This is a genomic window from Nonomuraea maheshkhaliensis, from assembly GCF_039529435.1.
Lineage (GTDB): Bacteria > Actinomycetota > Actinomycetes > Streptosporangiales > Streptosporangiaceae > Nonomuraea > Nonomuraea maheshkhaliensis.
On record NZ_BAAAMU010000065.1, the window covers coordinates 39861 to 62140 of the forward strand.

Genomic DNA, 22280 nt, shown 5'->3' on the forward strand with positions numbered 1-22280 from the left:
ATCGCGCCCACTGTCCCGCTTGAAGATGCTGTGGCAGTAAAGGAGAAATGGGATTCTAGTTGCGACATCCGAACCAGAAGTGAATGATTCTCCCAGGCGATCCATCGGCCTCGCGGGAGTGGACCTGTCGGAGGAAGTGTGCAACGTCGTTATCCCATCGAATGGCCTTCGAATACCTTTACGGCCGGATTGAACTCCACCCTCGACTGGGCCAACCGCCGCAGGGGGGACATGGCGGGGGCTGACGGACGATCTTCGAAAACGTATGGGCAGGTCTTGTCCGGCTGGATCATATGCCAGAGTCTCCTCATCAATTAAGCGGCAATTCCTTCCCGGAGAAAGCAAATGCCGACAAAGCCGATAAACACCGGCAGATATCTGCTGCTGGCGACGGACATCGCCGGCTACGGCAGCGGGGACGCCCAGCGTCATCGCAGTGTTCAGCGCACCTTGGTGGACGTTCTGCACGAGGCGGCCGACGCGGCCGTGCTGCACAGGAAGTTGTGGACGACCCAGCCCTCCGGCGACGGAGAGCTCGCCATCCTCCCCACCTCCGAACCGGGGCACCGCCTCGTCGACGAGTTCGTCAGGCACCTGCACCGGCTGCTGAACCAGTGCAACGCCACCAGGATCGAGGAGGCGCGGCTGCGGCTGCGGATGGCCGTGCACGAGGGCGTCGTCTCGCAGGCGGCCAACGGCTTCGCTGGACAGGCGGTCGTCCAGGTCAGGCGGCTGCTCTCGTGCAGTGCGCTGAGACACACGCTGGAGACCTCCGACACGTCCCTCGCGATGATCGTCTCCGACGAGATCTACGACGGGACGATCAGCCAGGGCTACACCACCTACCACCTCGACGACTTCCGCCGGGTCCAGGTGCTGGAGAAGGAGCACCGGGGGCATGCCTGGGTGCACGTGCCGCGCACGTTCGTGCGGAGCGAGGCGAGGCCCGTCTCCCTGCCGGACGACGTCATCCCCGTGACGCCCGTGCCGGCCAACGGGAACGAAGGCGCGTCATGAACGATGGGTTGTGCCGGTGCGCGCGCGGGCACCACGAGCACAGGGGGACCAGAGGTCGCCGACGCTGGTGACCGTCAGGGGTTGCCGGCGCTGGTGACCTTGAGCGTGGCCCCGAGGCCCGGAGCCGCCTTCGCGGCCAGTTCGCTCGCACGGGCCAGGTCGGCCTGCTTCGCGACCACGATGGTGGCGCGGTCGGGCATCAGCGTGGCGCCGGCGACGGCGTACCGGGCGGCCACCGCCTGGTAGGCGGCGACGGCCTCGGTGGGGCGGGCGCCGTTGAAGTCGGTGCCGACGGAGAGCGCGGGCCGGGCGGCGCGGCCCGTGCCGACCTTCAGCGACACCACGTCCGACAGGGGCCGATGCCGTCCGCCGTCGGTGACCAGGTCCTCGAACAGCGTCATCGCGGCGGCGGCGTCGGTCGCGGTGAGCTCGATCCGCCAGCGGACGACCCCCTTCGTGGGCGCGTCGTGCAGGTCGCCGGTCAGCGTCCGGTCGTCGGTCGTCAGTGACCGCCACAACGACAGTGCCTCGTCCGTACGGCGCCGGTCGGCGACGACGGTGAAGCTGACGGCGCCCGCCGCGATCCGGCCGGTGATGTTCCCGTGCTCGGCGACGTACCGCCGCAGGTCGTTCGCCAGCACGCCCACCCGGTCGGCCGGCGTGCCGTCCCTGAGGATCAGGGTGCCGGAGGCCGAGCCCGCGAACGGGAGCGTGTTGTTCCTGGTCGTGTCGATCTTGGTGACGTCCGGCGTTCCGGCCCAGTCCGCGTCGAAGTCCGCGGCGAGCGCGGTGCCCTTGTCGATGGCGCAGCCACTCGCTTGGAGCAGGCCCAGGACGAGTGCGACGAGCGCGATGAGCGGGAGCCGGCCACGCGGCCTGTCTCGTCGCAGAGTCTCTCCTTCAACGGTGAGCCGGCCCGGGACTATCTCCAGCTCGTCGAGGAGCACCGTAGCAGGGCCCGCGTCCGTCACATCGCGGAGGCCGCCCATCGCGAGGCCGCCCCATCGCGAGAGCGCCGCCTCGCGGGACCGTCTCGCGCGGCCGTCACGGGGTGATGTCCACCAGGACCTTGCCGACCGCGCCGCCCTCCACCGCCCGGTGGGCGTCGGCGGTGCGGTCGAGCGGGAAGCGGACCAGCGGCAGGCCGTGCTCCTCGCCGACAGGCAGGGCGCCGTCGCGGACGGCCGCGGCGACGTCCTCGGCACCGGCGGTTAGCGCCTGCGTGCCGACCGTGTAGAGCACCAGGAACTGGTAGCGCGTGTTCAGCGTCATGTTCTGCCGCACGTCCAGGTTGACCGGCTTGTCACCGTCGTTGGCGTAGATCGCGATGGTGCCACGGGTGGCCAGCACGGCCAGGTCCAGGGCCAGGTTCGCCCCCAGCGCCACCTCGGCGACGATGTCGACGCCGTCCGGGGCGAGCTCGCGGATCCGGGCGGCAGCGTCGCCCTCGCGGTAGTTGACCACGTGGTGGGCGCCGGCCGCGATGGCCAGCCGGGCCTTCTCGGGCCCGCTGATCGTGCTGATCACGGTGGCCCCGGCCCAGCGGGCGAGCTGGATCGCCGCGTGCCCGACCGCTCCCGCCCCGCCGGCGGCGAGCACCACCTTGCCGTCGAGCGCGCCGGGACGCAGCCGGCGCGGCCCGTCCTCGGCGACGGTGAGCGCGCGGTGCGCGGTGAGGGCGGGAACGCCGAGCGAGGCGCCGAGGTCGAACCCGGCCGCGTCGGGCAGCGGCACCGCGTTGCCGGCGGGCACGACGGTGAACTCGGCGGCCGTGCCGGTGGGCCGCCCGACGGTGGCCATGAACAGCCAGACCCGCTGGCCGACCCGGCTCGGGTCGACCCCCTCGCCGACGGCGTCGATCACGCCGGCTCCGTCGAGGTGCGGGGTGATCTCGGGGAAGCTCTTCCTGCTGGTGGCACCGGAGCGGCTCTTCCAGTCGGTCGGGTTGACCCCGGACACGGCGACCCGGACGCGTACTTCGCCGGGGCCGGGCTCGGGCACGTCACGCTCGACGAGTTGCAGAACGTCGGCGTCGCCGTGGTCGCGGTAGATGATGGCCTTCATATCGTCCTGTCCTTGCTCGCTCGGCGCTGATGTCTCGGCAATGATCTCTTACCCGCCCGACGCCGATCAGCCGAGCGGAACGTCGCTGGACCGGGACTCGACGGCGTCGAGGGCGGCCATGGCGGCGGCGTCGAGGGTGATGTCGCCGACCGCCAGGTTGGCCTCCAGGTGAGCGGGGTCGCCGGTGCCGGGGATGAGCAGCACGTTCGGGGCGTGGTGCAGCAGCCAGGCGAGGCCGACCTGGGACGGCGTGACGCCGAGCGAATCGGCCACGGTGCGGACGGCCGGTTCGTCGGTGGGCTTGGGCATGCCGGGGAAGACGTTCCCGCCGAGGGGGAAGAACGGCACCCAGGCGATGCCCTCGGCCGCGCACAGCCGCAGCAGTTCCTCGTCGTCGCGGCAGACGAGGCTGTAGGCGTTCTGCACGCAGGCGAGGCCGGCGGGGATCGCCCGGCGCAACCCGTCGATGCCGACGCCGCTCAGCCCGATCCCGCCGATCTTGCCCTCGTCGCGCATCGCGGTCATCTCGGCGAGCTGGTCGTCGAGGTCGACGACTTGATCGCCCTCGGGCCGCAGCCCCGGGCCTGCGTCGAGGCGGCGCAGGTTCACGACGGGGATGCGGTCCACGCCGAGGGCGGTGAGGTTGTCCTCGACGCAGGCGCGCAGCTCCTTCGGCTGCTGGGCCAGGCGCAGCGGGACCCGTCCGCCGGGGTTGGCGGTGGCGCCGACCTTGCTGACGATCATGACGTCGTCCTCCGGCCCGATCGCGTCGCGGAGGATCTCGTTGGCGTAGCCGTCGCCGTAGAACTGCGCGGTGTCGATGTGGTCGACGCCGTGGTCGATCGCCTGGCGGACGAGCGCCAGGGCCGCGTCACGGTCGCCGCGGCGGCGTCCGAGCTGCGCGGCGCCGTAGCCGATCCGCGACACGGTACGGCCGGCGAACGGAGCGGTGCCGCCGGGCCGCGGCGCGGCGACCGGCCCGCCGGGAGCATCGGGAGAAGCGGGAGAGCTGGTTGGGGGCATGGGAATCCCGTCCACGTAGAATGCCAGAGATAGCGGAGGACCCTCCGTTATCCTCGATCGACTATAGGGCAATACCGGAGGTTCCTCCACTTTGGCCGCGCACGAATCGACGCCCACCCCGGCCGCGCCCCAGCGCCCGCTGCGCGCCCACGCCCAGCGCAACCGCGACAGACTGGTCGCCGTCGCCCGCTCCGCGTTCGCGGCGTCCGACGACAGCGTTCCGCTGGAGACCATCGCCCGTGACGCGGGGGTGGGGATCGGCACCCTGTATCGCCACTTCCCCACCCGCGAGGCGCTCGTGGAGGCGGTCTACGCCGCCGAGCTCGACGAGCTCAGCGCGTGCGTCCCCGACCTGCTCGAACGGCTCCCGCCACAGCTCGCGCTGCGTGCCTGGATGGAGCGGTACGCGGCGTTCGCGGCGATGAAGCGCGGCATGGCCGACGCGATTCGGGCCGGCCAGAGCGCGGGCCGCATCCCGACCACCACCACCAGGGAACGCATCACCGCCGCCATCACGGCGTTCCTCACCGCGGGCGCCGCCACGGGCACGCTGCGCGCGGACGTCGAGCCCGAGCAGGTCACCATGATGATCCTCGGGATCTTCCTGGCCACGGCGGCCCTCGACACGCCCGAGCAGATCGGCCGGCTGCTCGACCTGCTCGTGGACGCCCTGCACCCCCAGCCGACCCCGTGACCCCTCCCCGCGGCCTCAGCCGAGCCTGACGCGGGGCGGGTGCTCACCGTTTCGAGGCGTCCAGCGCGGCCAGGGCGCGGCGTTCGAGCAGGCGGAAACCGCACGCGGCGGCGATGGCCAGGGCCCGCTCGGCGATCCGCCGCGCCGACGCCGGGTCGCCGTCCGAGAGCCGGGTGGTGGCCAGGCCGACCAGGGCGCGCGCCTCCACGAACGGGTACGTGTCGCGCGCGATCGTCACGCAGCGCTCGAACCACTGGACGGCAGCCCGCACCTCGCCCAGAGCGTGGTAGGCCTGCGCCGCGGTGGCCGCGGTCTGCGCCGTGGCCTTCCTGTCGTGCACCGCGATCGCCATGTCGTACGCCCGCCGCGCCACCTCCAGCGCGGTGGCCGCGTCCCCGCGCTGGAGGTGCAGCCGGCTCAGCTCGTCCAGGGTGGACAGCTCGCCGCGCAGGTTGGCCGCCTTCCTGTACGCCGCCAGCACGCCGGTGAGCAGCTCGAAGGCGTGCCGCTCCGAGCCGAGCTGACGCAGCGCGCTGGCCAGGTTGCCCCGGTTCGCCAGCGCCGAGGTCTCCCTGCCCGTCGTCTCGTTGATCTCCAGTGCCGCGTTGAGCAGGTCGGCGGCGTCCACCAACTGGCCCTGGTGCAGCCGCAGCACCCCGAGCCCGTTGAACGCGACCGCGCGTACGTGACCGAGCGGGTCGTCCTCGGTCAGGTCGAGCGCGCGGCGCATCCACTTCTCCGCGTCGGCGAGCTTGCCCTGCTCCAGGTGGTGCCAGCCGATGTGGTGGGACAGGTACGCCGCGGCCGTCGTCCAACCGGTGGCGGCCGCGAGCCGCTCACCGGCGAGCGAGTCCGCCAGCGCCTCCTCGTCCCGGCCGACCGACCACAGCGCCTGGCCGCGGCTGATCAGCATCGCGGTACGCGCCACGTCGTCCCCGGCCAGGACGGCCGCCTCCATGCCCGCCTCGGCCGCCGGCAACCAGCCGTCGATGTGCCGGCGGATCAGGAAGTAGCCGCGGAGCTGGTCGGTGATGCGCCAGGCCAGCGCGCGGTCGGCAGTTCCGGCGGTGTGCTTGACGACGGCGACGAGCGCGGGCAGCTCGGCGTCCAGCCAGGTGAGGGCGTCGGTCTCGGTGGCGAAGACCGACTCCCGCGCCGCGTGCGTCCGGAGCCGGACGAGCTGCGGGTAGACCCACTCCATCGCGGCCGTCACCGCGTCGGCGTACCAGGTGTAAAGGCGCGAACGGGCGATCTCGCCCTCGGCGTCGTCGGCGAGCAGCCGCCGGGCGTACAGGCCGAGCAGGTCGTGCAGCCGGTAGCGGTCGGTCGCGTACTGCATCAGCATGTTCGCTTCGAGCAGGTCCTCCAGCAGGCGATCGGCTTCGAGCGCCGGCAGGTCGAGGAGGGCGCCCGTGCTGTCGGCGCCGAAGTCGTCGGCGGGATGCAGGCCGCACAGCCGGAACGCGCGCTGGGCGGCGGCGCTCAGGTCGGCGTAACTGAGCTGGAAACTGGTGAGCACGCTCGACTCGCCGGTGGAAAGCTCGGTGAGCCTGCGGTTGTCGTCGTGCAGCCGGCGGGTCAGGTCGCCGATGGTCCACGCCTGCCGGGTGGCCAGCCGCGCGCTCGCGATGCGCAACGCGAGCGGCAGCCGGGCGCACGCCTCGGCGAGCGCGCCGGCCGCGCCGGGATCGGCCTCGATCCGGTGCGCTCCCGCGGTCGCGGCTATCAGGGCAATCGATTCCTCCGGGTTGAGCGGTTCGAGGTGGACGGCGTTCGCGCCGGCCAGGCCGGGCATCCGGCGCCGGCTGGTCACGATCAGGTCGCTGCCGCCGGCGCCGGGCAGCAGCGGCAGCACCTGGCCGGCGTCGTGCGCGTTGTCCAGCAGCACCAGCATCCGCCGGTCGGCGAGCTCGCTCCTGAACACCGCGGCCGCCTCGGTCTCGTCGGTCCCGATCCGCCTGCCCGGCACGCCGAGCGCGCGCAGGAACCGGCTGAGCACCCGCATCGGCTCCGGCCCGGTCGCGGTGGTGCCGCGCAGGTCGGCGTACAACTGACCATCGGGATACTCCCCGCGCAACCGGTGCGCGGCGGCGAGCGCGAGCGCGGTCTTGCCGACTCCCGCTATGCCGTCGATCAGTACGATCCGGGGCGCGGCCGGTACCGGCTCCAGGCCCGATCTGGCCAGCGCGGCCTCGATCCCGGCCAGCTCGTCCGTCCTGCCGACGAAGTCGGGCGGCGCGGCGGGCGCCTGCTGGATCGCGGTGCGTCCCATCGCCCGCCGGGCCTGCCGCTCCTCCTGCCGCAGCACCGCGAGCTGGGCGTGCCTGAGCCGCTCTCCCGGATCGATGCCGAGCTGGTCGGCCAGTGCCGCCCTGATCCGATCGTACGCCGCCAGCGCCTCCGCCTGCCTGCCGCTCGCGGCCAGCGTCAGGATCAGCTCGGCGTGCAGCGGCTCGTCCAACTCGTGCCGGAGCGCGAGCTGGCGCACCGGCCGCAGTGCCCGCTCCGGCCGTCCCAGGTCGCGGGCCAGGGTGGCGAACATCTGGACGGTGGCGGCGTACTCGCCGGTCACCGCGGTGTAGAGCGGGCTCGCCGCCACCCGTTCCGCGTCGATCTCGCCGCGCCACAGGGCGACGGCCGCGGCGAGCCTGGCCAGCGCCTCCTCCGGCGCGTCGTACGCCGCCCGTGCCGTGAGGTCGCGGAACTCCAGCAGGTCGAGCTGATCGGCGGCGAGCGCGAGGCGGTATCCGTTCTGGCCGCCGAGCAGCACGCTTGCCGCAGCCGGCCCGGAGTCCAGCAGCCGCCGCAGCCTGGCGACGTGCGTGTGCAGCAGGCTGACCGCACGATGGCCGGTGCGACGGCCCGTCCGATGGGCACCGCCGTGCGGCCACAGGAGTTCGATGAGCTCGTCCTGACCGGCCGCCGCGCCGGCGCCGAGCGCCAGCCGGGCGAGCAGCGTGCGTTGCAGGTCGGAGCCGAGTGGCGCCTGGACCTCGCCGTGCCAGACCTCGATCGGGCCGAGCACGCGCACGCGCAGCGGACCGCCCTGAACCGGATCGGTTTCGCCCTGCCGGGTGCGACGCGCCTCGGCGGCGGCGTGCAGTTGCTCGGAGTCGGGCCCGCTCAGCCCGAGCGCGACGGCGATGGCCTGGACCGAGTCCCGCTTCGGGCTTCTCGTCCTGCCCTGTTCCAGATCACGGATCGCGCCCGCGCTCACGCCCGCCCGGTCGGCGAGTTGCCGCTGGGTCAGCCCGGTACGGCGGCGATGGGCGCGCAGCAGCCCGCCGAAGCTGGTCTCGCTCACTCGTGCCTGCACCGAGTGAGCGGAACGTCGGTCCACGGCCTTCGGGGCACCGCCCGATCTTAGGTCAGGAACACGCCGAGGCCCAGAGCGCCGCGCTCGGCACACTGGGCTCGCGGCGGGAACGATGTCAGTCTGTGGGCACGGTCGCCACGCCGAGGATGCGGAAGGCCGCGACGCGGACGTTGCGCAGGCCGCCCTCGGGATGGACGGAAACCTTGGTGCCCGGTTCGAGCGCGTCGAGGACGTTGCCGTCCCCCTCCCAGAACGAGACGTGGCCGACGGCTTCATCGGTCGTCTTGTAGAAGATCAGGTCGCCGACCTTCAGGTCGGACCAGGCGACGGACTTGGCGTAGAACTTCGACGGGGACTGGTGGCTCTCCGCCCATCTCCACATGTCGACGGCACGGCGGACGGGCCAGCCGGGGAAGTTGCCGATCGGGTTGTAGGAGGCGTAGACGAGGCCCGAGCAGTCGTACCCGGGTTTGGCCGGCGTTCCCTCACCGCCGAGCACGTAGTCGACGCCGCGCTTCGCCATGGCGTTCTTGTGGCCGATCATGCTCCAGTTGTAGATCTCCCGCACCTCGACGCAGTTGGTGCCCTGGGCGGTGGTGCCGTTCTGGATCTGCACCCGCAGGTGGTTGATGTTGCCGATGGCCTCCGGGTTCCAGTCGGACTTCAGGCCCACCTCATGGGTGCCGTTGCCGCTGTTGAGGACGAAGTGCGCGTCGCCGCTGGGGAACGTGAACGGCGCCGAGCTGTGGTCGGCGTCGTGAGCCTGGATCCGCAGCACCGGGGAGAAGTTGCTCGCCGTGCCGGTGTCGTCGACCCGCCAGCGGATGGTCACCCGGTCTCCGGCCTTCCAGTCGACCTGGAGGAAGCTGCTGGCGCCGGCGCACTCGGTGGTGAGCGTGCCGCTCGGGTTGCTCAGGCCGTCGGCGGAGGCGGAGGGCGCGTTCACGAAGACGGCGCTGGTGGTCGCGACTAAGAAGGCCACGGCCGACGCGATGATTCCTGGTTTCACTGGGTTTCCCTTCATGGCGGAAGTCGATGAACGACAGATCGGCGCGATTCACGAAGAGTCACTTGGGAGAACGTGAGCACAGTGACGTCACGCGGTGCCGTGGGGGTACGGCTGCCCGGCCGCGGGTCCGGTCGAGGTCCAGATCTTGGGCGTCTTGACGAGAACGCTAAGGACCGCCGCTGGCGCGGCGCTGTCCGTACTCCGCCCGTACTGGACCTCGGGTCGTGATCGGGACGGCGTCAGCGATCCGACTCGGGCGCGCGGCCCCCGCGCTTCCGTCGTGCCGCCCGCCACAGCCGGGGAGCCAGTGCGGCGAGAGCGAGCACGCCCAGGACGAGCAGCAGGTTTCGGACGTAGTCGAGGGGGAGGATCGACGGGTTGTCCGCCCGCCGGCCCAGCGCCAGCACGGTCGGCAGGGTCGCGAGCGTCACCGTCCCGGCCACGATCGCGACCGCGCGCACCGCGCCGCCCGCCCGGCGCACGGCCAGGCCGATCAGCAGGACCACGGGAACCAGGATCCCGTCATGCGCCACCACGACGCCGCCGAACCACAGCGCCCAGCCGATCGGACCGCTGTCCAGGAACAAGCCGGTGAACCCGAGGCCCACCAGCGCGGCACCGGCCGCGTACAGGACCCACCTCATGCGACCCTCACCGTGCCGACCCACTTGGTCTGCATGACGCCGGGCCGGTTGGGCGCGATCAGCCGCACCGGGTAGCCGTGGTCGGCGTCCAGCGGGTGGCCGTTCAGTTGGAGTGCCAGGAGGGTCAGCGGGTCGTTCCAGTGCGGGGGGCGTACCTCGCTGGTGCGGTAGTAGCCGGTGCGTTCGAGTGACTCGATCGTCAGGAACGCGTCCGGCGCGGCGCCCGCCCGGCTGATCAGGTCGCGCAGGCGTACGCCCGTCCACTCGCACTCCACGCTCCAGCCCTCCACGCAGGCGATCGGCAGTCGTACCGTGTGCTGGGGCAGGGCGGCGAGGTCGGCGTAGGCGAGCGACAGCTCCGTGCGCACGGCTCCCGTCACCACCAGCCGGTACGCCGGATCGCCCGGCGCCACCCTCACGCCCGCCGCCGCGGCCGACCGGTTGACCGGCACGCCCTGCGGCCCCGCGTCAGGATCGCGCGGCGCCAGCACCGCCAGCCCTTTCAGCGGCGTGACCGCCTCACCCACCGTGACCAGCGCCGCCACGCCGCACGCGGCGGCGACCGTGGTCAGGAAGCGGCGCCGGTCGGGGTCCTCCACGCGGACCCACAGGTGCCGCCTGACCTTGGACCACTCGTTGGCGGCGTGGATGACGAGCGCGCCGTAGACGATGAAGGCGGTCCAGTAGTGCGCCTGCACGAACCCGAACGGCCACGGGTAGGTGTAGGCGATGTTCAGCAGCCCCGTGACGAGCTGGAACAACGCACCCGCGACCAGCAGCAGCACGAACAGCCGCTCGGCCGCGTGCCCCGCGGAGCGGAACGGCGGCCACTGCCACAGCTTCGGGTAGACCGTCCACAGCTTGGCCAGCAGCAGCGGGACCGTGGCGATGCCGCCGATGACGTGCAGGCCCTGCGTCACGCGGTAGAGGTTGACCGGCCGCGACGGCCACAGCAGCCACGTGGGCGGATGCTGGGTGAAGTGGCTGAAGAGGCCGGTCGCGAAGGCGACGGTGAAGCTGATCCCCAGCCACATCCCCAGCTTGGCCGCCACCCGTTCCGAACGCAGCCGGCTGGTGAACCTGCCGGCCAACGACTGGCCAAAGGTCACCGCGATGCTTGTCAGGCGCCTGCTCATGCCTCGAAGCCTGACACCTCCGGGCGTCCGAGTGGCCGTCCCCGGGCGGTACCGTCCGCGGTCCGTAAGAAGTGCGGCGGGTGTGGGCCTCGGCCGCTGCGCGCGGGGCGGTCGCGGTCGCCGGGAAGCCGCTGGTTAGGGTGGAGGGGAACGGCGACCTGGGGTGGGCGACACCACGGCGAGGATCATGACGGCGAAGCTCTTGTCGGTGAACGTCGGGATGCCGAAGGACGTGTCCTGGCAGGGCAGGACTGTGCACACGGGCGTGTGGAAACATCCCGTCACCGGCCCGCGCCTGGTCAGACGGCTCAACGTCGACGGCGACGGCCAGGGCGACCTCCAGGGACACGGCGGCGAGCAGCGGGCCGTGCTCGTCTACCAGATCGAGTCCTACGCCCACTGGCAGGAGCACTTCGGCCGCTCCGACTTCGAGTACGGCCAGTTCGGGGAGAACTTCACCGTCGACGGGCTGCCCGACGACGAGGTGTGCGTCGGCGACCGGTACCGCATCGGGGAGGCGGAGTTCGAGGTCACCCAGCCACGGGTCACCTGTTACCGGGTCGGCATGCGGCTCGGCGAACCGGAGCTGCCCGCCCTGCTCGTCTCCCATCATCGGCCGGGCTTCTACCTGCGGGTCATCACCGAGGGTGTGGTGCGGGCGGGGGACGCCATCGTCAAGACGCGGACCGGGCCGGGGGCGCTCAGCGTGGCCGACATCGACGCGTTGCTCTACCTTCCGGGGCGCGATCCGGACAAACTTCGCAGAGCGCTCGCCATTCCGGCGCTCAGTCCTGGGTGGCAGCAGTCGTTCCGCGATATGGCCACTGCCGCTGGGCCGGCCGGCGCCGCTGAGGCCGGGCCGCGTGCCGAGGCGTGGCCGGGGTTCCGGCCGTTGCGGGTCACCGGGCTCGTGCACGAGACCCCGTCCGTGCTCTCCGTCGAGCTCGAAGCGGCCGACGGGGGCGCGCTGCCCGCCGCCGAGGCCGGTCAATACCTCACCCTCCGGGTCGGCGGCGCCGGCGATCCGCCGCCGGTACGCAGTTACTCGCTCTCCTCCGCGCCCGGCGCGTCCGCGTACCGGGTGAGTGTGAAACGCGAGGAGCACGGCCTGGTCAGCCGCTACCTGCACGCCGGGCTGCGGGTCGGCGCGGTGCTGGAGGTGGCGGCACCGCGCGGCGACTTCGTCCTCGTCCCCGGGGACGGGCCGGTGGTGCTCGTCTCGGCCGGAGTCGGCGCGACCCCGGTCATGGCGATGCTGCACCGACTGGCCGCCGAACGTACCGCGCGGCCGGTCTGGTGGATCCACGCGGCGCGCAACCGCAGTGAGCACCTCTTCGCCCAGGAGGCGCACGCCCTGCTCCGCGACCTGCCCGAAGCGCACGAGCACATCTTCTACACGGCGAAGAACGGCGCGACCGGCGACGGCAGCAGCGACAGTGGGGACGGGGTGCGGGCTGAGGTTCATCGGGGCCGGCCCGGTCTGGAGAGCATGGCTGGGCTCGGGCTGCCCGCCGAAGCCAGCGCCTACCTGTGCGGCCCGGCCCCCTTCATGGACGCCATGCGCGCGACGCTCACCACGATCGGGCTGGCGGACGACCGGATCCACACCGAACTGTTCGGCGCGCTGGCCGCGATCAACCCGGGCCTCACGGCCCGGCCCGCGGTGGCGCCGCACCAACCGCCGGGCGAGCCGGGCACCGGGCCGCTGATCACGTTCGCCCGCAGCGGCCTGTCGGTCCGCTGGTCACCGCGCCACCGTTCGGTGCTCGATCTCGCGGACGCCTGCGACGTGCAGACGCGCTGGTCCTGCCGTACGGGGGTCTGCCACACCTGCACGACGCCGCTCCTGGCCGGGGACGTGGCGTACGCCCCCGACCCGCTGGAGCCGCCGCCCGCCGGCGAGGTCCTCATCTGCTGCGCCACGCCACGCCACGACCTGGTGCTCGACCTCTGATCAGCCGGCCGCGTGCTCGCGTACGTACCGGATCATGCCGGCGACGTCCTCGGGGACGAGGCGGCCGATGGCCCCGCTTGAGTACACGCTGACGAGGACCCTGCCGTCCGGGTCGAGCACGAAGCCGGTCGACTCCAGGTAGGTGGGGTCGGTGTGCACGAACGCGCCCGTCGCCGCCGCGAAGGCGGCCGCGTCGGCGCCGTAACCCACCGGGAACGTCAGGCCGTGCTTGCCGACCAGCTCCTTGGTGGTGGCTTCGTCGTCGACCGAGACCGCGACCACGTTGACGTCCAGCTCGGCGAGCTTGTCCAGCGACCGCTGGAACGCGCGGAGCTGGGCGTTGCAGTACGGGCACCACGAGCCCCGGTAGAAGAGCACCACACCGAAGCCGCCGGCGAGGGCGTCGGGCAGCTGGAGTTTCGCGTCGCCGGGCAGCGACAGCGTGAGTGCCGGGAAGGCGTCACCCGGGTGCAGCAGTGCGGATTTGCCGTTGAATGAATCAGTCATACCTGGTTGGCGGCGGCCACCGGCCAGGTCTTACCCTCATGTGACGCGCGCCACAGCTCCGGCGATGGCCGGTCGTGGCCCCCGCGCGGCCGTTCTCAGCCCTCCTGGCCGACGACCGCGGCCAGCAGGCCCTCGAAGTCGTCCGAGCACGGGCCGCACGCGCGCAGGTGGGCGGCGATGCCCGGATGGCGCCGCTCGGCTCCGGCGTCCCGTGCCACCAGTTCGACGTACACGTGGAGCAGGGCCATCGCCTCCTCGCAGCCCACGTCGCGCGGATCGGTCTCCAGGAAGCGGTCCAGCTCGGCCCAGCCGTTCACGATCGCCTCACCATGTCGTGATCCATGTGACCGGCCGCGGCGAGCGCGGCCCTGAGCTTGCGCCTGGCGTCGAACATCGTCTTGTAGATCGCGTTGCGGTTGGTGCCGAGCTCGATGACCAGGGCGTCCAGCGGCACCTCCGCGAGCACCAGTGCGACGAAGATCCGGCGTTGCCGTTCGGTCAGCTTCTCCTCGACGGCGCGGCGCAGCGCGGCGAGCAGGTCGCGCCATTCGGACTCCGCGGCCGGGTCGAGCCCGAACCGGTCGGGCAGCCGCTCCCAGTCCTCGGTATCGAAAGGTACGCGGGGATTGCGCCAGAAATGTCGCCCGACCTTCGCCGACACCTCCAGGATGACGAACTTGTAGGCCCAGGTCGTGAACCTGCTCTCGCCCCGGAAGTCGCCGATCTTGCCGGTGATGGCCAGCAGCGCGTCGGCCGCGGCCTGGTGGGCGAGGTCGTCGAGCTCGGGACCGGTGACGCCGAGCCGCGCGCTCCGCCTGCGGACCTCGTTCCTCGCGATGCGCAGGAGCAGCGCGTGCAGCCGCTCGACGGCGGCCTGCCGATCCGGCTCCGGGCCGCGCAGCGCGCGCACCCACCCGGCCGACTCGGGATCGAGTGCGGCGAGGTCGCCTGTCCGGTCGTGTGCCGTCGCCACCCTGCCATCGTATCGACCCGCTCCTCAGGGCTGGATCTGCTCCAGGTCCTCCAGCAGGCTGGGATGCTTCGGCTCCCAGCCGAGCGCCTGCCGGGTGTGGGCGCTGGACGAGGGCTGGTCGGCGGCGAAGATCGGCGCGAGCGGGCCGTAGGTCTCCGGCGGCACCGACTCGACCGGCAGGCCCAGCCGGCGGCCGATGACCGCGGCGATGTCGCGTACCTGGTCGCCCTCGTCGGCGACGGCGTGCCAGGCCGTGCCGGCCGGCGCCGTCTCCAGGGCGAGCCGGAAGAGGACCGCCGCGTCGAGCGCGTGCACGGCCGGCCAGCGCTGGGTGCCGTCGCCCAGGTAGCCGGACACGCCGGTCTGCCGGGCGATGCCGGTGAGCAGGCCGGCGAACCCGCCCTGGCCCTGGTTGTGCACCGTACGCGGCAGCCGTACGGCGGTGCTGCGGACCCCGCGCTCGGCCAGGTCCAGGATCGCCGTGACCGCGCGACCGCGACCGCCGACCGGACCTTCGGTCATCGCGGGGTCGGCCTCGGTGGAGGCGCGGCCCGGCGCGAGGGGCGTGCCCGAGGCGGCGACGATGGGGCGGTCACTGCCGTCGAGCTCCTCCCCGAGGGCCGCGAGGGCCGCGCTCTCCTCGGCGACCGCCTGCGCGAGGGCGTCGGCGCCGCTGAAGTCGTTGGCGAAGGCCAGGTGGATCACGCCCTCGGCCTGGGCGGCGCCGGCGCGCAGGACGTCCAGATCGGCGAGACCTCCGCGCAGCGGCTCGGCACCTGCCTCCTTGGCGGCCCGCGCCGAGGCGTCGGAGCGGGCGAGGGCGAGGACGGTGTGGCCGTGGCCGAGCAGTTCGGCGACGACGGCGGAGCCGATCAGGCCGGTGCCGCCGGTGATGAAGACGCGCATGGAACACTCCCGCAAGCGATGGGACCTTTGTCCCATCACTGTAGCAGGGCGATGGGACAAAGGTCTCATCACGCTACGATGGAGCCATGGGCCGATGGGAACCAGGTGCGCGCGAACGCCTCGTCGTGGCCGCCGTCGACCTGTTCACCGAGCAGGGATACGACGCCACCACGGTCGCGCAGATCGCCGAGCGCGCCGGAGTCACCAAGAGCACCTTCTTCCGCCACTTCCCCGACAAACGGGAGCTGCTGGTGGCCGGCCAGGAGACGCTGTGCCGGCTGCTGGCCGAGGGCATCGCCGAGGCGCCCGCCGACGCCGGCCCGCTGGAGGCGGTCGCCGCCGGTCTCCGGCGCGCGTCGAGCACGATGGGGCCGGCCAATCGCGAGTTCGCCCCCCGGCTGAAGGCGGCCATCGCCGCCAGCGGCGAACTGCAGGCACGTGACGCGCTCAAGACCGTCAGCCTCGCGGCCGCGATGACCACCGCGCTGGTGGCCCGCGGCGTGCCCGATCCGATCGCGGCCCTCGCGGGCGAGCTGGGGGTGCTCGCGTTCAAGCGGGGTTACCAGGAATGGGCGGAGGGCGAGCGCGACGGCGATGACGACCTGGCCGGCTACGCCCTGGCCGCCCTGGACGAACTCCGCGCGGCCACCGCCTCACTGAGCTGACCGGACCGGCCGGCTTCCCCTGCTTGCGTGGGGACGTGAGCCCGTACGACGAAGCCGCCGTCCACCTGCGGGGCCGCGCTGAACTCGCCGCCCAGGGCCTCGACCCGGTCCTGGAGCCCGGCCAGGCCGCGCCCGCTCCCGCCCGGAGAGCTGGACCGCGACCCGGTGCCGTCGTTGGCGACCTCCGCCTCGATCACGTTCTCACCATGGCGGACACGAACCACGGTGGGGGCGCCGTGGGCGTATTTGAGGGCGTTCGTCAGCGACTCCTGCACCACCCGATAAATCACGAAATGCGGGCCACCGGATGGATCCGCGGCCTCGCCCTCCTCGGCGAACTCCACCGGCTGCCCCGCCTGGCGCGTCTGCTCGACCAGGGCACGCAGGTCGCCGGCGGCCGGCGTCTCGTCACCTGAGTCATGGCCGGGATCGAGCACGTCGAGCATGTTCCGCAGGTCGGTGATGGCCCGCCGGCCGGTGTCGGTGACGGCGCTGAGGGTCGCGTCGAGGCGGTCGGGCGCGGCGGTGAGATAGCGGGCGGCCTCGGCCTGTACCACGATCGCGGTCACATGGTGGGTCACCACGTCGTGCAGTTCGCGGGCGATGCGGGTGCGTTCTGCGGCACGCGTGGCCTCGGCGACGTGGCGTCGGCGCTCGGCCTCGGCCGCCCTGGTGTTGCGCAGCCAGGCGCCGACGCCCCACGCGAGCACCATCGACAGGTAGAACAGCGCGTGGTTGGCCGGCGTCTCCTGCCCGCCGGCCCGGTCGAGCGCGTACGCGAACCCCAGGTACGCCAGCGACAGCAGGACCATGACGACGCGCCGGCCGCGTAGCAGATGGGCCCCCACGCTGACGAGCGCGAACGGCAGCGCGGTGCCGCCCAGCGAGTGGTAGGCGAAGACCTGGTCCAGGGTGAACCCGACCGACACCAGCGCGACGCAGACGATCGGCCACCGGCGGCGCACGGTCAGCGGCAGGCACTCCAGCGCGACCACCAGGATGGCCAGCGCGTCATAGGGACGAGTGGGCAGGCCGCCGACCTGGGTGCCGTTGCCCTGGAACTCCGGCAGGAGCGGCACCACGGTCAGGAACAGCGCCACCGGGAAATCTCGCACCGTGACGTCGCACCGCCGCCACAGATCCTTGACTCGCCGCGTATCGATCACCGGTTGAGCCTAGTAAAGAAGGGATCAGACGGCATGCTTCATGCGAATTCCGGCACTCGGGGTGGCCCGGATCGCGGGCCACACCCCGAGACTCCTAGCAGGCCGTCTTCGAGGTGATCGTGATGGAGGTCGACTGGGTCTCCTTCCCGTCGTACGCGATCAGCGTCGGGGTGTAGACCCCGACCGGGAGCGGAGCGATCGAGATCTGCAGCCAGCCGTTGATCGTCGTCGCCCCGTTCTCGGGGTTGGGGTAGTTGGAACCGGGCGGGATCGCGTCGTCGCCCGAGGTGGTCGAGCCGGGAGGCAGGTCACGCAGCCCGACGCGGACCGTCTTCGACCACTTCCCGACGACCGCGGCCACGAAGTACGTGTTGGGATGGCCGAAGCTCGACGTGACGCACATCCGCTGCTCCAGGTCGCGCAGCTCCCAGGTGGACGCCGAGGCGGGGGTGCTGCCGGCCAGCGCCAGCACCAGCCCGGCCGTCGCGCCGACGGCGAGCTCGGCGACTCGGTGGATCCTTCTCACGGCTGCCTCCTTGACGCTTCGCGCGGTGGGATGGCTTACGCGTGAATTATTGAGCTTTTGACGATCTATGTAAAGTTTCTCTTTTCGAGCGAAACTTTCGGCGTCAACCGGCCAGCGCGGCGACGCTCTCGATGGCCTTGACGGCGATCTCGGGCTGGTCCACGTAGATGTAGTGCTCGCTCTTCTCGGCCGTGGTCAGCTTGCTGCTGGTCGACAGGGCCAGCCAGTCCCGCTGCCCCGCCGACCACGCCTTCTCCAGCAGCGGCCCGTACGTGGGCAGCGCCGCGAGGTACGGCTTGCCGTGCGTGAGCACCTCGACCGGGATGTCCCCGGCGGACTCCACCTTGCCGTCGGGAACGGCGAGCTTCTCCGGATTCTGCCCGGCGAAGATGGCCAGGTTCTGGGCCCGCAGTTCGGCCGCCGGGCCCTTGGCCGACTCGGGGATGGCCTTCTTGATGTCGGCGGTCATCGTGGACGGGGTCGCGTCCATCAGCACCAGACCCTTGACCCGGTCCTTGTGCTCGGGGGCGTACCTGGCGGCGATCAGCCCGCCCAGCGAGTGCCCCGCCAGCACGACCGGCGACTCACCCGCGACCCGGTCCAGCACCCCGGTGAGCACCTTCCCGCTGCTCGCGAAGGTCTGCGGGCCGTCGGGCTGGTCACTCGCCCCGGAGCCCAGCCGGTCGTAGGAGCAGACCCGGTTCTTGCCACTCAGCGTCTTCTGCAGCGCCGCCAGCTTGTCCACCCCGTCACCGGCGCCGTGCAGCAGCACGACGACCGGCTTGCCCTCCGCCGCGTCGCCCGAGCACGACACGTTCACCTGCTTGCCCTCGACCTTGACCTTCTGAGTGCCGTCGATCGGGGCGGCGTCGGCCTTCTTCTCGGTCTGCTCGGTGCCGGCGAGGGGGTCCCAGTCGTCCATCGCGTCGCTCTCGCAACCGGCGAGCCCCGCGCCGATCGCGGTGCAGCAGAGTGCGACGACAACGGACCGCTTGATCGTGCGGAGCATTCGAGTCCTCCAGGGAGAGCGGTGACACCGGGGCGGTTCACCCGGCGGCGGGATGCGGCCGAAGCGCCGCGGCCATGCCGCTACGCTACGGATCCGATCACCCCGGCAGCGTCACCACTCGGTGGACAATCGCCGGTAGCTCGCACGGGGGACAACCCGCGGGCCGCACGGTGTCCGCTTCTACCCGGAGTTCCTCTTCTACCGCTGGCGGAAAAGGGCCGGTCAGGCTGCTCGGGCGAAGTGGGGAGACAGGCCGGTGATGCGGAGCAGGCGGGTCATGAAGGGCGGGATGCCGGTCAGCGCCAGGGTGACGCCCAGCGCGCGGGCCCGGGCCTGTACGCCGAGCAGCACGCCCAGCCCGCCGGCGCCGCAGAAGGTGACCTGGGACAGGTCGAGGACGAGCGTGCCGGTGGTGCGGCTCAGGGCGTCGAGCAGCCGCTGGCGCAGTTGGGCCGTGGTGAAGATGTCGATGTCACCCGACAGGTGGATGAGGGTGGGCTTGAGGGTGCTCGCTTCGTGCGGCTTCATGGCGTTTGTGACGGTCATACGTCTCCTGTTCGGAACGACGGTGAAGGAAAGGCCTGTGGATGAGCGGCCGCCCGGCACCATGGCGGTGCTCTCGTGGCGGTCCTGGCTCTGAGCGGAGGGGGGAGTCCGAGGACGAAGCTGTGCTGAGCGGTGCACACGGATCGGTTTCTGCGTCATGGTCGCTGGCCCCGTCCAGGCCCTCCGAGATGGGGGCCGCTGGTGTGGTTCGCCGGGGGCGACGCTGACTGGGTGCCGACGCTCGATTAGTCCTCGGTGCCTTAAGTCTACTTCATGGCCGTTCGGCGGCCCTTGCGGGCCGGTGCGGCCGACGTCAGGAGGCGATGACGGCGCGGATCTCCGTCACGGTGAACGCGTCCACGATGTGCCGGTTGCCGACCAGGAATCCGACCAGGCCGGCGATGGCCTCCGCGCTCGTGGCGGCCCGCGCCTGGCCGCTGAGGAGGTAGACGAGCGGGGTGGACGGCTGGTCGAGCGCGAAGTTGCGGCCGTGCCGGCGCACGTCCTTCAGCACCCTGATCGGCATCGGCCGCTCCGAGGTGAACCACACCGCGATCCGCCACAGCGGCAGCGCCGGGTCGGCGTCGGTCGAGGCCTCGTAGCAGGCGACGCAGCCCTTGCCCGCGTGGCGTCCGTGGGGGCAGGTCCAGTGGAGGGCGTCGGGGGCCGGCTGGCCGCGCGGGCTCAGCTTCGCCTCGCTCACGTGGGGGCGTACCCGCCGGGCCGGCTCCTCGGACGGGGGAACGGCAGGAATGGCGATGATCGGTGTCCCTTCGTCGAGGTGGAGGCGGGTATGGAGGTGCTCGGCCAGGATGCGGGCGTCGCGGTAGGTGAGGGCGGCTGCGGCCGGGGCGACGCCGGCGCGGTTGCCGGCAGGCTGAAGATCCCAGTCCATCCACCATACGCCGCCCGCTCCCGCGCGCCTCCGTCCCACACGGACGGCCGGCGAACCGATGCCGTCGTACGCGGGCCGAGGCATCCGGGCATGCGGCGAATGTACGTTTCATGGCTCGGCGCCGGGCGTACGCGCGTCGTCGCCGGTCAGCGGCCCGGAGCCGGCGCACCGGGCGGGCGCGGTGATCGCGGACCTGGTTGGGACGGCGGGCGAGCCGCTACCGTCCGGTCTGCGGATCCCGACGATGCCCCGGTCTGGAGTTCGACATGCCAGGAAGACGCTGGGCGGCCCCCGTGCTGCTCGCCCTGTCCCTGCCACTTCTCGCCCCGCTCAGCCCTCCGCCGGTCGCCGCGGCGACCGGCTCGCCCGCCGCGCGCGCCGCCGCCACGGTGCCGCTGGAGGAGATCAACGCGACCACCACCCAGGTCGCGTTCGGACTGCGCCGCCCCACCGCCATCGCCGCCCCCGACGACGGCACGCGGCGGCTGTTCATCACCGAGAAGCGCGGCACGGTACGCGTCTACCATCCGGACACCGGCCTGGCGCAGACGCCGATCATCGACATCACGGCCTCCGTCGACGAGTCCGGCAACGAACGGGGCCTGCTCGGCATCGCCCTCTCCCCCGACTTCGCGGAGAGCCAGGACCTGTACCTGGCCTACACCGCGCTCCCGGGCGGCGCGGTCACCCTGGCCAGGTACCGGCTGGACGACGCCCGCCTCGAACCCCTGCTCGCCCAGGAGCACGCCGAGAACAGCAATCACAACGGCGGCCAGATCACCTTCGGCACCGACGGCCACCTCTACATGAGCATCGGCGACGGCGGCGGCGCCGGTGACCCGTTCGACAGCGGCCAGCGCCTGGACACGCTCCTGGGCAAGGTCATCCGGGTCGACGTCAGCAGGAGCTGCGGCGCGCTCGCCTACTGCGTCCCCGCCGACAACCCGTTCGCCGGCGTGGAAGGGGCGCGGGGAGAGATCTGGCTGTACGGCGGCCGCAACCCCTGGCGGTTCTCCGTCGATCCCGCCGACGGCTCGATGTGGGTGGCCGACGTGGGCCAGGGCCGGTGGGAGGAGGTCAACCACCTGCGGAAGGGACGGCAGGCGGGGGCGAACCTGGGCTGGTCCTGCTACGAGGGACTGGAGGTGTTCGACCAGGCCCAGTGCCGTGCCGGGGCCGCGTACACCGCGCCCGTCTTCACCTACTCCCCGCACACCGGCGGCTGCGCGGTCATCGGCGGGCAGGTGTATCGCGGCAAGCAGTTCGCCGGCCTGGTCGGCGGCACCTACCTCGCCACCGACTACTGCTACTCGACCGTGTGGGCGCTGCGCGAGAACGGCTCGGGCGGCTACGACCAGGCCGAGCTCGGCCAGACACCCACGCAGGTCACCGCGTTCGGCGCCACGCCCGAGGGCGAGCTCTACGTCGTCAACGACCTGCCCGGCGGCCTGCACCGCGTCTCGTTCGAGCGCGCCCAGCCGACCTGCCGGATCGCGTACACCACGCGGACCTGGGGCGGCGGCATGACCGTCGACCTCACCGTCACCAACACCGGCGCCACCCCGATCGACGGCTGGACGCTGCGCTTCCCCCTCGCGCGCGGGCAGAGCGTCATCGGGGACTGGAACACCGACCTGACCCAGAGCGGGGACATGATCACCGCGGCCGACGCGGGCCACAACGGCTCGATCGCCCCGGGGAGCAGCGTCACCCTGGGCTACCTGGTCACCCACACTGGCGACGCGTCGGCGCCGGCCCGGTTCTCGCTCAACCGGGACGCGTGCGCGGTCGTCCGCTGATCTCGCTCCGCCACCGGCTCAACCGGCGGTCCAGGTGAACTTGTTCGACACGATCCGGTGGCCGTCCGGCGCCTCGGCGACGATCCACACCTGCTGGCCGGTGGCGTTGCAGGGGAAGCGGCGGTCGCTGTGCTGCTCGCCGTTCTCGTCGGCGCTCAGGTCGGCTCCCGGGTTGAAGGCGCCCCAATTGCTGGTGTACGGCCGGAAATGGTATTTGGTGCCCGGCTTGAGGCCGGTGGCCCGGAACTCGATGTAGGCGCAGTCCTTGTGGCAGCTTCTGCCGTACTTGGTCGGCGCGCCCTTGGACGCGACGATCCGCGGCTCCCCTGGGGAGAACGATGGCGAGGCGGGCTGGGTGACAGGCTGTTTGGCGGGCCGCGTGGCGGAGAGCGGGGTTGGCGCGGTCGCGGCCGGGGATCCGGTGAGCCAGG

The 22280-nt window shown here is 72.1% G+C and carries 22 protein-coding genes; 5 read left to right on the plus strand and 17 right to left on the minus strand.

Annotated elements, in window-relative coordinates:
• The first annotated feature begins 345 nt into the window (after nt 1-345).
• Nucleotides 346-1017, plus strand: a complete 672-nt coding sequence (locus ABFX54_RS34390) for a hypothetical protein (protein WP_346110794.1) — start codon at nt 346-348, stop codon at nt 1015-1017.
• A gap of 74 nt (nt 1018-1091) precedes the next feature.
• Here ABFX54_RS34390 and ABFX54_RS34395 read toward each other — a convergent pair whose 3' ends face one another.
• The 3 genes from ABFX54_RS34395 to ABFX54_RS34405 form a co-directional block, all read right to left on the minus strand.
• Complete coding sequence (locus tag ABFX54_RS34395; protein ID WP_346110795.1) at nt 1092-2006, minus strand: hypothetical protein; 915 nt, start codon at nt 2004-2006, stop codon at nt 1092-1094.
• 55 nt (nt 2007-2061) lie between these two features.
• Nucleotides 2062-3081, minus strand: coding sequence for an NADPH:quinone reductase (locus ABFX54_RS34400; protein ID WP_346110796.1), 1020 nt, complete (start codon nt 3079-3081; stop codon nt 2062-2064).
• A 66-nt stretch (nt 3082-3147) separates the two neighbouring features.
• Nucleotides 3148-4104: an aldo/keto reductase gene (locus tag ABFX54_RS34405; protein WP_346110797.1), complete on the minus strand. Its 957-nt coding sequence runs from the start codon at nt 4102-4104 to the stop codon at nt 3148-3150.
• A gap of 91 nt (nt 4105-4195) precedes the next feature.
• Here ABFX54_RS34405 and ABFX54_RS34410 point away from each other — a divergent pair, with 91 nt between their 5' ends.
• Nucleotides 4196-4798, plus strand: coding sequence for a TetR/AcrR family transcriptional regulator (locus tag ABFX54_RS34410; protein WP_346110798.1), 603 nt, complete (start codon nt 4196-4198; stop codon nt 4796-4798).
• Between the two features lie 43 nt (nt 4799-4841).
• Here ABFX54_RS34410 and ABFX54_RS34415 read toward each other — a convergent pair whose 3' ends face one another.
• From ABFX54_RS34415 to ABFX54_RS34430, 4 genes are all read right to left on the minus strand, one after another.
• Nucleotides 4842-8102, minus strand: a complete 3261-nt coding sequence (locus ABFX54_RS34415) for a BTAD domain-containing putative transcriptional regulator (protein WP_346110799.1) — start codon at nt 8100-8102, stop codon at nt 4842-4844.
• A 127-nt stretch (nt 8103-8229) separates the two neighbouring features.
• Nucleotides 8230-9096 carry a C40 family peptidase gene (locus ABFX54_RS34420; RefSeq protein WP_346110800.1) on the minus strand — a complete coding sequence of 289 codons (867 nt, stop codon included), beginning with the start codon at nt 9094-9096 and terminating at the stop codon, nt 8230-8232.
• Between the two features lie 266 nt (nt 9097-9362).
• Nucleotides 9363-9767 carry a hypothetical protein gene (locus ABFX54_RS34425; RefSeq protein ID WP_346110801.1) on the minus strand — a complete coding sequence of 135 codons (405 nt, stop codon included), beginning with the start codon at nt 9765-9767 and terminating at the stop codon, nt 9363-9365.
• A complete protein-coding gene (locus ABFX54_RS34430) occupies nt 9764-10903 on the minus strand; it encodes a molybdopterin-dependent oxidoreductase (protein WP_346110802.1) in 1140 nt (379 codons plus the stop codon). The genes ABFX54_RS34425 and ABFX54_RS34430 overlap by 4 nt, the downstream gene beginning before the upstream one ends.
• A 187-nt stretch (nt 10904-11090) precedes the next feature.
• Here ABFX54_RS34430 and ABFX54_RS34435 point away from each other — a divergent pair, with 187 nt between their 5' ends.
• Entirely contained in the window at nt 11091-12857 is a 1767-nt protein-coding gene (locus tag ABFX54_RS34435) for an MOSC domain-containing protein (protein ID WP_346110804.1), read from the plus strand.
• Here the strand turns inward: ABFX54_RS34435 and ABFX54_RS34440 are convergent, their stop codons facing one another.
• The 4 genes from ABFX54_RS34440 to ABFX54_RS34455 all read right to left on the minus strand — a co-directional run bounded on the left by ABFX54_RS34440 (nt 12858) and on the right by ABFX54_RS34455 (nt 15243).
• Nucleotides 12858-13364, minus strand: coding sequence for a redoxin domain-containing protein (locus ABFX54_RS34440; protein ID WP_346110806.1), 507 nt, complete (start codon nt 13362-13364; stop codon nt 12858-12860). It abuts the gene before it with no gap.
• Nucleotides 13365-13459: 95 nt separating this feature from the next.
• Complete coding sequence (locus tag ABFX54_RS34445; RefSeq protein ID WP_346110808.1) at nt 13460-13681, minus strand: hypothetical protein; 222 nt, start codon at nt 13679-13681, stop codon at nt 13460-13462.
• Entirely contained in the window at nt 13678-14337 is a 660-nt protein-coding gene (locus tag ABFX54_RS34450; protein ID WP_346110809.1) for a sigma-70 family RNA polymerase sigma factor, read from the minus strand. The genes ABFX54_RS34445 and ABFX54_RS34450 overlap by 4 nt, the downstream gene beginning before the upstream one ends.
• Before the next feature lie 24 nt (nt 14338-14361).
• A complete protein-coding gene (locus tag ABFX54_RS34455) occupies nt 14362-15243 on the minus strand; it encodes an SDR family oxidoreductase (protein ID WP_346110810.1) in 882 nt (293 codons plus the stop codon).
• Nucleotides 15244-15329: 86 nt separating this feature from the next.
• On the opposite strand from ABFX54_RS34455, the gene ABFX54_RS34460 reads away from it, so the two are divergent.
• Complete coding sequence (locus ABFX54_RS34460; protein ID WP_346110811.1) at nt 15330-15908, plus strand: TetR/AcrR family transcriptional regulator; 579 nt, start codon at nt 15330-15332, stop codon at nt 15906-15908.
• Here the strand turns inward: ABFX54_RS34460 and ABFX54_RS34465 are convergent.
• The 5 genes from ABFX54_RS34465 to ABFX54_RS34485 all read right to left on the minus strand — a co-directional run bounded on the left by ABFX54_RS34465 (nt 15854) and on the right by ABFX54_RS34485 (nt 20050).
• Nucleotides 15854-17074, minus strand: a complete 1221-nt coding sequence (locus ABFX54_RS34465; protein ID WP_346110812.1) for a sensor histidine kinase — start codon at nt 17072-17074, stop codon at nt 15854-15856. The genes ABFX54_RS34460 and ABFX54_RS34465 overlap by 55 nt on opposite strands.
• A 94-nt stretch (nt 17075-17168) precedes the next feature.
• Nucleotides 17169-17600, minus strand: coding sequence for a DUF5980 family protein (locus tag ABFX54_RS34470; protein ID WP_346110814.1), 432 nt, complete (start codon nt 17598-17600; stop codon nt 17169-17171).
• A 103-nt stretch (nt 17601-17703) separates the two neighbouring features.
• Nucleotides 17704-18609 carry an alpha/beta fold hydrolase gene (locus ABFX54_RS34475; protein WP_346110815.1) on the minus strand — a complete coding sequence of 302 codons (906 nt, stop codon included), beginning with the start codon at nt 18607-18609 and terminating at the stop codon, nt 17704-17706.
• Between the two features lie 222 nt (nt 18610-18831).
• Entirely contained in the window at nt 18832-19155 is a 324-nt protein-coding gene (locus tag ABFX54_RS34480; RefSeq protein WP_346110816.1) for an STAS domain-containing protein, read from the minus strand.
• A gap of 313 nt (nt 19156-19468) precedes the next feature.
• Nucleotides 19469-20050 carry a hypothetical protein gene (locus ABFX54_RS34485; protein ID WP_346110817.1) on the minus strand — a complete coding sequence of 194 codons (582 nt, stop codon included), beginning with the start codon at nt 20048-20050 and terminating at the stop codon, nt 19469-19471.
• Between the two features lie 266 nt (nt 20051-20316).
• Between ABFX54_RS34485 and ABFX54_RS34490 the strand changes: the two genes are divergently transcribed.
• Nucleotides 20317-21849, plus strand: coding sequence for a PQQ-dependent sugar dehydrogenase (locus ABFX54_RS34490; RefSeq protein ID WP_346110818.1), 1533 nt, complete (start codon nt 20317-20319; stop codon nt 21847-21849).
• An 18-nt stretch (nt 21850-21867) separates the two neighbouring features.
• Here ABFX54_RS34490 and ABFX54_RS34495 read toward each other — a convergent pair.
• Nucleotides 21868-22280 (minus strand): hypothetical protein (locus ABFX54_RS34495; protein ID WP_346110819.1); only part of this gene is annotated, 413 nt, incomplete at its 5' end.